This is a genomic window from Bradyrhizobium sp. 521_C7_N1_3 (assembly GCF_052075975.1).
Classification (GTDB): Bacteria; Pseudomonadota; Alphaproteobacteria; order Rhizobiales; family Xanthobacteraceae; genus Bradyrhizobium; species Bradyrhizobium japonicum.
Map to the genome: position 1 here is coordinate 9,085,708 of NZ_CP197232.1, position 12,045 is coordinate 9,097,752.

14 protein-coding genes are annotated in these 12,045 nt (G+C 61.7%); 11 read left to right on the forward strand and 3 right to left on the reverse strand.

All coding sequences use genetic code 11. The features are described from left to right. Window positions 1-10: 10 nt before the first annotated feature. Window positions 11-388 (forward strand): tautomerase family protein, encoded by a 378-nt coding sequence (locus AB7008_RS42970; protein ID WP_441260814.1) that lies wholly within the window; start codon window positions 11-13, stop codon window positions 386-388. Window positions 389-509: 121 nt separating this feature from the next. Then, window positions 510-905: a GFA family protein gene (locus AB7008_RS42975; protein ID WP_441260815.1), complete on the forward strand. Its 396-nt coding sequence runs from the start codon at window positions 510-512 to the stop codon at window positions 903-905. Window positions 906-953: 48 nt separating this feature from the next. Here AB7008_RS42975 and AB7008_RS42980 read toward each other — a convergent pair whose 3' ends face one another. Further along, on the reverse strand, window positions 954-1,883 hold the full coding sequence (locus AB7008_RS42980) for a CobW family GTP-binding protein (protein ID WP_441260816.1): 930 nt from the start codon (window positions 1,881-1,883) through the stop codon (window positions 954-956). 3 nt (window positions 1,884-1,886) lie between these two features. After that, window positions 1,887-3,377, reverse strand: coding sequence for an amidohydrolase family protein (locus AB7008_RS42985; protein ID WP_028159458.1), 1,491 nt, complete (start codon window positions 3,375-3,377; stop codon window positions 1,887-1,889). A gap of 275 nt (window positions 3,378-3,652) precedes the next feature. Here AB7008_RS42985 and AB7008_RS42990 point away from each other — a divergent pair, with 275 nt between their 5' ends. Beyond that, complete coding sequence (locus tag AB7008_RS42990; RefSeq protein ID WP_441260817.1) at window positions 3,653-4,657, forward strand: tetratricopeptide repeat protein; 1,005 nt, start codon at window positions 3,653-3,655, stop codon at window positions 4,655-4,657. Between the two features lie 131 nt (window positions 4,658-4,788). On the opposite strand, the gene AB7008_RS42995 is transcribed toward AB7008_RS42990, so the two are convergent. Further along, on the reverse strand, window positions 4,789-5,322 hold the full coding sequence (locus AB7008_RS42995) for a 2'-5' RNA ligase family protein (RefSeq protein ID WP_441260818.1): 534 nt from the start codon (window positions 5,320-5,322) through the stop codon (window positions 4,789-4,791). A gap of 496 nt (window positions 5,323-5,818) precedes the next feature. Here AB7008_RS42995 and AB7008_RS43000 point away from each other — a divergent pair, with 496 nt between their 5' ends. The 8 genes from AB7008_RS43000 to AB7008_RS43035 all read left to right on the forward strand — a co-directional run bounded on the left by AB7008_RS43000 (window position 5,819) and on the right by AB7008_RS43035 (window position 12,027). Next, window positions 5,819-6,745: a helix-turn-helix transcriptional regulator gene (locus AB7008_RS43000; protein WP_441260819.1), complete on the forward strand. Its 927-nt coding sequence runs from the start codon at window positions 5,819-5,821 to the stop codon at window positions 6,743-6,745. Further along, on the forward strand, window positions 6,738-7,430 hold the full coding sequence (locus AB7008_RS43005) for a hypothetical protein (protein WP_441260820.1): 693 nt from the start codon (window positions 6,738-6,740) through the stop codon (window positions 7,428-7,430). Before AB7008_RS43000 ends, AB7008_RS43005 begins: the two co-directional genes overlap by 8 nt. A gap of 15 nt (window positions 7,431-7,445) precedes the next feature. Beyond that, on the forward strand, window positions 7,446-8,426 hold the full coding sequence (locus AB7008_RS43010; protein WP_441260821.1) for a hypothetical protein: 981 nt from the start codon (window positions 7,446-7,448) through the stop codon (window positions 8,424-8,426). Window positions 8,427-8,798: 372 nt separating this feature from the next. After that, a complete protein-coding gene (locus AB7008_RS43015) occupies window positions 8,799-9,419 on the forward strand; it encodes a recombinase family protein (RefSeq protein WP_441260822.1) in 621 nt (206 codons plus the stop codon). A 128-nt stretch (window positions 9,420-9,547) separates the two neighbouring features. Next, window positions 9,548-9,790, forward strand: a complete 243-nt coding sequence (locus AB7008_RS43020) for a DUF2934 domain-containing protein (RefSeq protein ID WP_441260823.1) — start codon at window positions 9,548-9,550, stop codon at window positions 9,788-9,790. 70 nt (window positions 9,791-9,860) lie between these two features. Then, window positions 9,861-10,175 carry a hypothetical protein gene (locus tag AB7008_RS43025; protein ID WP_441260824.1) on the forward strand — a complete coding sequence of 105 codons (315 nt, stop codon included), beginning with the start codon at window positions 9,861-9,863 and terminating at the stop codon, window positions 10,173-10,175. A gap of 889 nt (window positions 10,176-11,064) precedes the next feature. Continuing rightward, window positions 11,065-11,526 carry a hypothetical protein gene (locus AB7008_RS43030; RefSeq protein ID WP_441260825.1) on the forward strand — a complete coding sequence of 154 codons (462 nt, stop codon included), beginning with the start codon at window positions 11,065-11,067 and terminating at the stop codon, window positions 11,524-11,526. 42 nt (window positions 11,527-11,568) lie between these two features. Next, window positions 11,569-12,027, forward strand: a complete 459-nt coding sequence (locus AB7008_RS43035; RefSeq protein WP_441260826.1) for a hypothetical protein — start codon at window positions 11,569-11,571, stop codon at window positions 12,025-12,027. Window positions 12,028-12,045: the final 18 nt, after the last annotated feature.

A 12,045-nucleotide genomic window follows, 5' to 3' on the forward strand; every position in this document is an offset into this window, starting at 1 on the left:
GGACCCGCCCATGCCTCTCCTTCACATCTCGATGCGCGCCGGCAAACCGGAAGCCTACCGGCAGGCGATCCTCGATGGTTTGTACCGCGCCATGCGCGAGGCGCTGAACGTGCCCGAGGGCGACGAGTTCATGACCATCAGCGAGCATGACGCCTCAAACTTCCGCTGCGGCAATGCCTATGGCGTCAAACGCAGCGACGACGCCGTGCTGATCCAGATCACCGTGTTCGCATCGCGCACTCCGGAGCAGAAAAAGGCGCTGTACCGCCGGATCGCGGAGCTGCTCGGCGAAAACCCGGGCATCCGCTCCGAGGACGTGTTCGTCAACGTGCTCGATGCCCCCGCGGAGAACTGGTCCGTCGGAAACGGCATCGCGCAATTTGCCTGACCCTGCCAGACCTGCAGATATCCTCTTGAGAATTCCCGGCCCGGAGGGTCTGATGACGTCCGGAGCAAACCTCCGCTGAACGAAGCGATCGCGACGCCGGACGAGCCGAATGGAGAGGGAGATGGCCGCATTCCAGGGAAGCTGCCTGTGCGGCGAGGTCGCGTTCGAGGTCGAGGGTCCGTTCGATCGCTTCCTCAACTGCCATTGCTCGCGCTGCCGCAAGGCGACCGGGACCGCCCATGCCTGCGAGGTGATCGTGAAGGCAGCAGCGCTGCGATGGTTGCGCGGTGAAGCATCCGTCGTGCGCTTCGACCTGCCCAACGCGCGAAGCTTTGCGACCGCGTTTTGCAAGATTTGCGGCAGCCCGATGCCACACCTCACGCGCAGCGGGCGCGAGGCGATCATCCATGCCGGCGCATTCGACGAGCCGCTGGGGATGACACCGGACCGGCATGCGCATTGGAAGTCGCGCGCGGAGTGGTATGTGCACGGGGATGGACTGCAGGTGGAGGATTGACGCGCCCCCTGATTTGATCGGGTGCGCCTATGCGCGCTGCAGACCACGCTACCCGCAGGCAACACACGCCGCCATGATCCCGTCGAGCTCGGCCTTCGAGAGCACGCCGAGCTCGGCGATGAAGACGATCCGCGATCGCGGCACGCCTTCCGCCGGTGCATCACCCGGCGCGAGCGTCGCGCGGCCGGCGGCGAACTGAAACACCATCTGGCGCCCGGGTTGCTCGACGGTCTCGAACAGGCCTTTTGCGCGCGCAAGCTTTGGCGCAAGACGGCCGATCGCCTGTTGCAGGCGCGGCAGCGACAGCGGCTGATCCGAGGTCCAGCTCAGCGTCTCGAAGCGCTCCTCGGAAGGCCGTCGTGGTCCAGGGTCGCGCGGCGCGGGCGCACGATCAACAGCCGCGGGAAACAGCAGCGCGGACGGAATCGCGCCGCGCCTGGCATCGACCACCACGGCGGGGACGCGCTGCGCGCGGATGGCTTCGCGCATGCGGGCGCCTGCGCTCTCCTCCGCCAGATCGAGCTTGCTCAGCGCCACGATATCGGCGGCGCGCAATTGCGAACGATGGAGCGCATCGTCCAGGGCCGCCGGTAGCGTCGCCGCATCCATTACGCAGAGCACCGTCTCGAGCGGCGCCTCGCGCAGGATCACGGGGTCCATCAGGTTGCGGACGATGTCGGCGGGATCGGCAACGCCGCTGGTCTCGATGACGATATATTCGGGCTTCGGATCGCGCCGAAGCAGCGTCGAGAGCGTGCGCAGGAGATCGCCCTCGAGCGAGCAGCAGATGCAGCCATTGGCGAGGCTGACCACGCCATCGCTCGCACCCGCGATCAACTCCGCGTCGATGTTGATCGCGCCGAAATCGTTGACGATTGCCGCGATACGCCGTCCCTCCGCATTCGCCAGCAGATGGTTGACGACCGTGGTCTTGCCCGCCCCCAGAAAGCCCGTGACCAGGAGAATGGGGACCGGCATGGATCAGCTCTCGACGACGGGACGGCGGACGGGCTTTCCGGGCCGCGCGGTCACATCCAGCACGCCATCGCTGATCAGCGGCTGGCCACTGACCACGAGATGCCGCACGCCTTCCGAGGGGCGGTTCATCGCCGTGAATGTCGCGCGGTCCGAGAGCTTCTCGTAGTCGAACACGACGATATCGGCATCGGCGTCCTTTGCGAGCCGGCCCTTGGCGCGCATCGCCGGCGTGCTCTGCGACAGGATCTCCGCCGGGATCAGCGCGCATTTGCGCACGCCCTCCAGCAGCGACACGGCCTTGCGCTCGCGCACCCATTCGCGGATGAATTTCGTGAAGCAGCCGGCCGAGCGCGGATGCGAGGTGGCATCATCCGGCAGCGGCCAGGCATCGCCGGTGTAGGTCTTGCCGTCCGACGTCGTCCACGGCATCGCATCGGACGCGATCGCGCCGCCGGGATACAGCACCGACATATCGAGCAGATCGCGATGATGCGCGTTGTTGTCGGTATCGAGGATGTGCCAGAGCACCAGCGAGGACGGTTCTTCGGCCTGCGCCTTCAGCAGTTCCTCGCGATCGCGGAAGCGGTGACCGTCGGTCACGCGCTGCACCGAGTCGTAGCCGGTGCCGTTGCGCTCAACGAACTGGGGATCACTGAAGAAGGCCGCGGCCAGCACGGTCGAGCCGGTGCCGTAGGGATAGGCCTCGACCGTGATCGGCAGGCCCTGCGCCTGTGCCTTTTCGACCAGCACGCGGCAGCGCTCGATGTCGGTCTTGCTCGACGAGTTGAAATGGCAGATGTGCATGTGTGCGCCGGTGGCGCCGGCATAGCCGATCAGGCGGATATAGGCTTCCGCCGCACTTTCGGGGTCGACGCGCGACATGTAGGCGACGTGGGTGAAGGTCGGCACGTCCTGCCTGGCCGCGAGCTGGCAGACCGCGGTCAACTCCTGCACACCGGCGCCCGGCGCATAGGCGTTCAAGATGCCGATGCCGATGCCGCCCTCGTTGAGGCCGCGCGAAAGACGCTCGAGGATGCCGGCGACCTCCGCATCGCTCGCCACGTTGTCCATCCAGCGGCGATCGCGCATGGCGTTGCCGAACGCCTCCAGCGAGCTCTCCGCATTCGAGCCGGTCATCGCGCCGATGCGCGCAAAGGCCCAGTTGGTGGCGGCGCCGTAGTTCAGCACGCGTCCCTTTCGCGCCTGGCGCTCATACCATGAGGCGACCGGCAGCACGCCGGCCTCGAGATCGAGCGTCGTCGTCACGCCGTCGAACGCCTGCATGCGGTCGGCCGGAATCGACTGGCCGTGCGCGTGCAGATCGATGAAGCCCGGCGCGACCACGAGCCCGGTCGCGTCGATCACCCGCTCGGCGCCGCCGAGGCCGGTGCCGACCGCGGCGATCTTGCCGTCCACCACCGCCACATCGCCAACGGCGTCCATGCCGCTCGCGGGATCCACCACCCGGCCGCCAGAGATCACCAAGCCGCTCATTTTGTCACTCCGCATGCTATTGCCAGAACCTCCGAAGACCCGGCAGCAGCTCCGGAGGCGCGGAGCGCATAGTGCAGATTTTGGGGAGAACGACTACCGCCGCTGATGCCGATGCTGCATGCGCTCGCGACCTCGCGGCATGCCTTGCCCGACGGGCAACGGCCCAAAAAGCTTCCGGTAGAACGATGGAAAAGATCGCTATAAGGTTGCCGTCACGGCCGGTCGCGCTGCCTGCGTCGGGATCATCGGCCAAGTGTGTCGTGCAAGGGGGCGAAATGTCTGCAATGTCAAATCAGGGCCTGCGCATCGGCTGCAGGGCAGCTTTGATCGTCTCCATCGTCGCCTCGGCAGCGAGCGCGTTTGCGGCCACCCCACAAGACCTGGACGATTGTCAGGACAGCACTGATGTCCCGCGCATGATGGCAGCGTGCAGCAGCCTCTCCCAGGACGCCAGATTGCCTGCTGGTGCAAGATCCATGGCGCTGCTCAAGCGTGGCTTCGGAAATTTTGCACTCGGCAACATGGATGCCGCTCAAGCCGACTTCACCGAGGCGGTCAGGCTCAACCCGAAGAACAACTACGCCCATCACGAGCTGGGACTGACCTTGGCCAAAAAGGGCGACACCACACGCGCAATCGCTTCTCTCACCGAGGCTATCAATCTTGATCCCTCAGGTGCCGCAAGCCGGTTCATTCGCGGGCAGATTCATATGTCCGAGGACAGGTTGGACGAGGCGATCCGGGATTTCACCGATGCCATCAGGCTTGGGCCCGACAAGAACACCACCTTTGCCAAAGACCAGGAGGTGAGTCGCCCGGAGGCCGATCGCGTCGCGACTGACTACTACGCGGCCCGGGGAGATGCGTACTATCGGAGAGGCGATTTCAGGGATGCCGCTTCGGACTACGACCGGGAGGCGCGGTTTTCCGATCCCGATGGCTACGGCGTCATTTGGGGATCGGTGGCGCGGGTGCAGGGACGATCTGCCGATGCGGACATCGCGCTGTCCACTGCGCTCGACAAGGGCCGGCTCAGGGATTGGCCGAGAACCGTTGGCGAATTGCTTGTCGGTCGGATCACTCCCGCCGCAGCCCTGGCTTCGGCCAGGAATGCAGATCAAACCTGCGAGGCCCACTATTACGCTGGGATTGTTCAGCTCAAGAGCAGAGATACAGTCGCGGCCCGGAACGAGTTTACAGCCGCGCGAGACGGATGCCCGACCTCGTTTCGAGAGTATCGTGCCGCCATTGCCGACCTGAAGCGATTACAATCGCAGTGATCGCAGAGGCGGATAAAGCGACGATCTATTGCCGCGGATAGGGTTCGGGATATGACGGGCCGGTTGCGTTGAGTAGTACGTAGGATGAGTTGAGCACTCGCGAAACCCATCCTCTCCGAATCGATAACCAACTACGGGAGCAATCGCTGCTCAGCGATTACCTGAACCGGCGGAAAGGCAACACAATCTGCCACGTCGAACAGCACTTCCATGCTTCGATCAAACGATCGCGCAAAAGCAATCGCATCATCACGCCGCTCATCGGCGATGCGCAAGCCGAGCGTACAATGCGGCGTCCATGCCCCGGGCCGGTAATGAGGATGGCAATGCGCCGGGTCGATTGCGGCGCTGACGGAGCTGTGGATACGGGTTAGCGCCTCATTGGAGCTCGGCTCCGCCCAAAGAACGAGAGGCGAGCCTGCGAACCAACGGATCCGTTTGAACTCGATGCGAAATTGCGCTTCGCCAGCAACGGCCGCCAGCATGGCGGCCCATGCGATCTTTTCGTCGATCGCAGGCGAGTCGTAGATCGCAAATGTAAAATGTGGCCGGTAGCCAAGGGCGCGCATCGAGGGCTCGACTTCGAACGCTACGACCTGATCCCACAGCCGCTCGATCTCACTTGCTGAATTGTTATCGGCTCGAACGTTGATCGCCAATGCCACAAGCGCTCACCCAGCGGGTCGAACTATCAAATCGAGAACAAGGGAGGGTAGCTTCAAGGCGAAGCTAGCTTCAAGGCAATGGCGCTCCCTAGGGGAGCGAGGAAAGCCTATAAACAAAGGCCTGAACTGCAAATTTTGGGAATCTGGCGCTGCATTGATCTGCAAGGCGTTTCAGGATCGCTTCCCAAACCTCACCCGGTCTGGTGATGTGACGGTCGATCTAGCTGCATCCATCGCAATGTGGGAGTAGCAGAAAGCGCATCAGAGCTTACATGATGGAATGAAATTCGAGCCGAGCGACCCATAAATCGGTCTTCCGATGTAGACGGGGCCGCTCACATAGCGACCGCGACGCATCCGGGGACGGGCAAACGCAGGGGTCGCAATCCTGAAAGTCAGTAAGCAAAACCCCACGGCTGCGAACCGCGGGGCTGCCTAAAAAATAAGAGCCGGACACCACTCCAGCTCGGCACCAACACATTCACTGGAGAAGACAGTGAACACAGATCAAGTTAGTAATCCGTCCCCGCGCCGTCAAGCTTCCGGCGACGACTTCACCCGCAAACAATTCGATTGGCTCAGGCAGGTCGCCTTCGATAGCGAGCTGCCTCCAGCTGCATCGCGCGTCGCAACCGCGCTCACCAAGTACTTCAGCAGAGAGCACGATGGCTGGGCCTGGATGTCGCAGGCCACCTTGGCGCGCGATCTCGGCATGCCAGAGCGGACGGTGCGCTACGCTCTCTCGGCACTGGTCGACGACGGTCATCTCGTCACGAAGCGGCGCGGCAAGAAGGAAACGAACCTCTATCATCTCCAGCTGAAAAACAGCGAGAGTGACCGGCAAGCTGTTGCCGATCACGAGCCGCGTGACCGGCAACCCACTGCCACTCACCCAGGAGTGACCGGCAAGAATCAGCAGAGTGACCGGCAAGAATCTGCACGAGTGACCGGCAACCCATTGCCGCCAAACCCTCTGAATGAACCCTTAGAAGAACCCATTGAATTGAGAAACTCTCTCCAGCTCGATCTCGTCGACGAAGATTCCAGGCGCCGTGATCCAGAGAGTCCTTCCTACACCGACAGCGACTTCGAGAAATGGTGGGCACAGGTCCCACGCAAGGTCGCGAAGGGCGCCGCGGCCATGCTGTACCGGCACATTGTCGACAAGGGCGAGGCAACACCGGGCCAGCTGATGGCCGGCATGCTCAGATACGCCGCTGAGGTCGCGAACCGCGAGCAACGCTACATCGCCCATCCCAGCACTTGGCTGTCGCAGGGCAGGTGGTCCGACGAACCGGCCGCGCCGATCGCCGGCACGATCGACCAGAACGGCGACTCGATACAGATGCCTCCGCCGAACCGGCCGCCATGGCACGGCCGCCCGTCAAACCTGCAGCGGGCAATGGAGGGGGGCGATGAATAAGATCGTTCGCACATCCGATTTGCCAGAGCATTCGCTCAGCGTCGCGCGCGTGATGGACCAGGCGATGGCGCCTTTCCGCCTCGGCGAGGAAATGGAAGAGGCCATACTGATTGCCTATCAGGCTCGCAGCCTAGTCCAGCGCGACGGCGACGGTGACCTGATCGCCCTGAAACAGGCAGTAGACCGGCCTCAGCGCTGGGCTCTCCATTGCGAGGCGCACGGATTTATCGATGAGTTGCCCCAGGATGACCTCATCACCACCGCGTTCAACGCCGTCCACGGCTCCATCACCACCACCAAGCCGACCTTCCGCGAATATAAAATGCTCGCTGCGGTAATGCTTGATGGTCTCGGTCTGAAGGCCGACGACAACACCGCCGCCTATGTGGAATCGTTGGCTTGGTTGTTGAGTGACTGCCCTCCACGGCAGTACGAAGAGCAGACCCACCCACGTAAGCGCTGGATGCCTCTTCCAGCAGTAGCCGCCGCAATCCGGCAGATCTGGCTAACGCGTTCCTCGGACTACGGCAAACCGATCCCGAGTTGCGACGTACTGGACGAATGCGGCAGGCACAGCAATCAGCTGATCAATCTCCGCGGGCGTATCGCCAACCTCGGCAGCACCCGCCAGCGTCTCGTTAAGATCGTTCAGGCGACTGAGGATAGCTACCCGGAGGATCTTTAGGTTAGCTCCGGTCATATGGGCCCCGAGAACAAGCTGACGGTTCGATTGCTCGGCCCGCCTGAGGCACCGAAGCTGGCCATGCCAGCAGGTGGGGATTTCCTTAACGAAGGTGGTGTGTATTATCACGTTATGGTTGCGCCAGCCCCCACTTCCATCGAAGAGACCGAAGATCGGATGATTATCCGGCTGGATCCTGGAGGGCCGATAGATCTTGAAGGCCTCGGCGCCAGTTTTGCGGCATTGGCACGCTTCTATGCACGCCACCATGGTCCAACGAAAGACGACAGCGACACGCCCCGACTCTTTATCTCCAAACTGGAGAACGGAAGCATTGTCGCCGAAATAGTTCCTTATGTCGTGATGCTCGGGCAGGCCGTGCCATTCATGCACCAGGCGGTGGTGGTCGCGGACTTCACGAAGAAAGTCGCCAAAGCGATCCGCGCTTTTTCGGGCGATGAGCTACCGCCCTCAGGCGACATACCGTCGAAAGATGATGCTCGAGACATTCGTGAATTCGTACGCCCGCTAACCGGCCGCCGGGGCGCCGATCTGAAAATCCAGCACGCTCGCTTTGAACGTCGTGACGGCGAAAAGACGACTGTTTTGGAATATAGGTTCGATGAAAACGAGCTGAATCGCGCTGCCTTGACCATCGACGCCGAACTCGCAAAGCCGATCCTTCCGCCTCCGGAGGAAGAGCATCCGTCCGTGAGAACGATCCACGAGGCAATGCTATTCTTCCAACAAGCTAGCCGGGCCGCCGGCAAGAGTTCCGGCCGGACAGCCGATAAGGCCATCATTCCGGCCGTCTCAGATAGGCCGCTGCCCGTATATTTCCTTAAGGATGCGGATCTTAAAGAGCAGATGGTTCAGGGTCACACAAATCCGCTCAAGGACACCACCTTCATTGTCGACGTAGACGTTCAATTGGTCGATGGCGAACCAAAGGGCTACCGCATCAGCCACGTTCATAAGGTGATCGATAGCGGCGAATAGCGCCCCACGCCTCCGGCGGCACGCGCCGCCTCTGATTTTTTTCCGGCGAGAATGCCGGCAGCCTGTTCGGCCGGCGCCGGCCCGACGTTCCTAACTGCCGACGGACCACAGGGCGGCCACGGCCCCGCATAGGAATAGTCCGGACAGGACTGCCAATCCGATCAAAAGCCGCTCCGTCAGATCCATCTCCATGGCGACCAACCTTCGGATCGCCCCATGGACCTACAACACTGACGAGGGGGCGGAGGTTTCACGGTTCAGTTTGGGTATGCCTCAATCGAACCATCTTTCCTGCGGTTCAATAATTCAGTTTGACAATTCAAAATGAACCGATACCATATGAACCATCCAAATTGAACTAAGGAGCGTTTCATGTGCTTCGTCCGAGCCTACCTGCGAGCCTCCACCGATGAGCAGGACGCGACCAGGGCGCGCGCCCAGGTCGAGACCTTCGCCGTCGAACGCGGCTTGACGATCGTCGCCTGGTACGTCGAGAACGAGAGCGGCGCCAAACTGGCCCGACCTGAATTGTTCCGATTGCTGGCCGATGCCTGCGAAGGCGATATCCTCCTCATCGAACAGGTTGACCGCTTGTCGCGCCTCACCGCTTCCGACTGGGAAGGGCTGAAGGCCAAGCTAGCCGCCAAGAAGATCCGCGTGGTGGCGCTAGACCTGCCGACTTCATGGATGATGGCCGCTAAGGCCGACGACTTCACCGGCCGGATGTTCTCGGCGATCAACGACATGCTTTTGGACATGCTCGCCGCGGTGGCCCGTAAGGACTACGACGACCGCCGTCGTCGTCAGTCCCAGGGGCAAGCCAAGGCGAAGGCTGAGGGCAAGTACAAGGGCCGCCCGGAAGACACTGAGCGCAATGCCGCTATCGGCCGCATGATATCCGCGGGCCAATCCTGGAGCACGATACAGGCAGCTACCGGCTGCAGCCGCGCCACCGTCGCCAAGATCGCCAAGCGCGCTCAGAAGGCCGCGTGAGGCCATACCGCCTGGCCCCCAGCCGATAGGTTAGCCCCAACCGCTGGAGGAAAACTCGCAAAATCTATTGCGATGATCGGACGACGACAGGCATAATTTCCTGGATAGTTTGGACGGACCCAACTGCGATGGAAAAACTTCGAAAAGCAGATCAGATCTTGCCTACCCGGGCAGCTGGCTACATCCGCGGTGAGATCACCGCAACTCCATTGGAGTTTGCGAAAGAAATTAGGAGGAGACTATTTAACCGCTTGCGGCAAAGACGGATCAGTGACCGCGCTTACGAGCTCTGGGAGCAAGGCGGCCGGCCTATGACGGGGCGCGACCTAGATTTTTGGCTGGCGGCAGAGCGAGAGATCGATGCGCGATAGCCAAAGCTAGATACTCGAAACCCATACTCTACCCGCCAGCGCGCCACGCCCGTGCGTTGGTGCGCCTCCGTTGGCCCGGAAGTTCGGTCTCAAAAAGGGCTGCTCAGAAGGCGCGACAGGGCCGCTATTGGCATCGGCGATGTTCGACTGGCGGGCTGATTTTCGGTGGGTTGCTCATCGCGACCCGTTGCATTTGGAAGCGCGGTTAACTTGGCCCGGCTTTGTCGTCTTCGAGCTGCGAGTCGCCTACGTTGCTATCCCGGTCATTCGCGCCGTCAGAGCTGATGTTGCCATCCGCTTCCGTGGACTCGGGGCTGTTCGTCCGACTCAGCAGAAGCTGTTTGCGCATCTCGACGAGGCGCGCGCGGCAATATTCGCGGTATAGAAAATCGAACAGGGCGGGCAATATCGAGCCCTCCGTTGAATAGCGTCGCGGTACCACACCTTCGCCGCGCCGCATGTGAACAGGATCACACAAAGCACCGATCTATTCCCTGGCGTGTTGCTATTCCGATTCGGTGCACTCGCCTAATGGCTGGCGTCGACGACCTTCCGCTGATCGCCGGAGCAACCCGCGAGCGCGGCGCCCCCAGCGCGTGGCGTCTTCTCTGCAAACCCGATCAGCGACGTTGCGGCCTCGCCAAGCGCGGCCGTAGGTCCTCGAGAACCGTCACTCTCCGCGGGGCCGCCTCCGGGCGCCGCCCTTGCTGACCAGCAGCGCCACCGCGAAACCGACGATCGCGCCTAGGTCCGTGGCAATCGTAAATCGCTCCATACAGGCCAGTTAGCCACACGGTCTATGACAGGTGTGTGACGCTGCTCGACGAGGCTCACACGAACCTGACGCCGATCCGCTGTTCCTCGCGCCATAGCGCGCGGCACCATAAGCGCTCCCCATTGGTGAGCAAGTCGAAGTCACGAGGCAGACCGGCGGAGGAAGGGACTATCAGAACCGCCAAGGTCTCCGATCGGTCGTGTACCGTGCAGCTGAATGCACGGCCCGGGAACTCAATTATTCCGAATACGTCTTCTTGCTTTTCTTGTGTCATCGGGCGGCTGGTCTTCTTGTTTGCTTCGAGTCTCGTAACTGAATCGGGAAAATTCGGCAACCATATCACCACCGCACATCGCGAGCGTGGCCGCTGGCGCGTTGGCGCGCGCCTCGGCCGGGCCTTTCGAGCCCGGTAAACTGCAGGGCCTCTCCAGTGGCTTGGCGACGATTTCAGCGAGTTATCCGCCGAGATCCGTTGCATTCCCCATCACGGCTAGGCCACATGCCCGGCATGAAGAGAATCATCGTCGCGCTAGCCCTGGGTGCATTTCCCTTCTCTGCGTTCGCAGACGACGGCTGCATGTATGCCAATCAGAAGTTCAGCGTCGGATCGACGCGATGCGAGTGTCCCAGCATTAAGATCGACAACATCGATTCGACGGGCGAAAAGGGCCTCTTGACCAGCCGGCGGTTGAGCTGTGCCAAAGACGGTTCTTGGGTCGACACCGCCTCCCTATGCGTCGAGATGACCGGATTGACGACCAGGCCAGAGTTCTACCGGTTGTCCCGCATGTACTGCCCCATGGCGCTCAACCCGGAGGAGGCCGAGAAAACGTTGGCCGAGGCAAGCGATCCGGTAGCTCAAGGCGCTCTCAAAGGCGTTTGTAATCTGCTGACGGTCAACAAGAAGCTTGGAAACCTCAGCGAACCCTGCAAGCTTCTGATTGACGCCTTCGCGCACTGAATCCCGCCGATATGGACTGCAATGAAAAAAGTCCTCTTGATCTTGTTCGTGGCACTCGTCGGGCTGGCCGCGCTCAATGGCGTCATTGGAGACAGCGAGCGTCGCGCGCAGATCGAGAAGGCCACGACGCCCGAGCAACTCGCGGCGGCCCTCATCGATAGTGGCAAGTTGCAGGTGACCTTTGAAAAAGGGGTGCTGGCGATCAACCGCACGGTCGATTCCGTTTTGACGGCTGGCACTGCTGTTAGCGGCTTCAACATCAACACCGCGCGATTGATCCCGGCGGTCTTCGCCAAATTTCCGCAAGTCGATTCGATCGTTTTTCGGGAGAGCGGGCCATTTCGCGACGTCCGCGGCAATGAATCGACGCAGGAGATGCTGCGGATCTCGTTCATGAGGGCAGCCTCAAATGACATCCGCTGGGACCGGATCAACTACGACGACGTCCCCAAGCTTGGCGAGCATTACTGGATGCATCCTGGCCTCAGGCGCGCTCAGTAGGATCTGCGCAATTCGACC

Coding starts and splice junctions, on each gene's coding strand:
- AB7008_RS42975 (WP_441260815.1), top strand. CDS start 510: ATGGCCGCATTCCAGGGAAGCTGCCTGTGCGGCGAGGTCGCGTTCGAG.
- AB7008_RS42985 (WP_028159458.1), bottom strand. CDS start 3,377: ATGAGCGGCTTGGTGATCTCTGGCGGCCGGGTGGTGGATCCCGCGAGC.
- AB7008_RS42990 (WP_441260817.1), top strand. CDS start 3,653: ATGTCTGCAATGTCAAATCAGGGCCTGCGCATCGGCTGCAGGGCAGCT.
- AB7008_RS43010 (WP_441260821.1), top strand. CDS start 7,446: ATGGGCCCCGAGAACAAGCTGACGGTTCGATTGCTCGGCCCGCCTGAG.
- AB7008_RS43020 (WP_441260823.1), top strand. CDS start 9,548: ATGGAAAAACTTCGAAAAGCAGATCAGATCTTGCCTACCCGGGCAGCT.
- AB7008_RS42980 (WP_441260816.1), bottom strand. CDS start 1,883: ATGCCGGTCCCCATTCTCCTGGTCACGGGCTTTCTGGGGGCGGGCAAG.
- AB7008_RS43015 (WP_441260822.1), top strand. CDS start 8,799: ATGTGCTTCGTCCGAGCCTACCTGCGAGCCTCCACCGATGAGCAGGAC.
- AB7008_RS42970 (WP_441260814.1), top strand. CDS start 11: ATGCCTCTCCTTCACATCTCGATGCGCGCCGGCAAACCGGAAGCCTAC.
- AB7008_RS43030 (WP_441260825.1), top strand. CDS start 11,065: ATGCCCGGCATGAAGAGAATCATCGTCGCGCTAGCCCTGGGTGCATTT.
- AB7008_RS43005 (WP_441260820.1), top strand. CDS start 6,738: ATGAATAAGATCGTTCGCACATCCGATTTGCCAGAGCATTCGCTCAGC.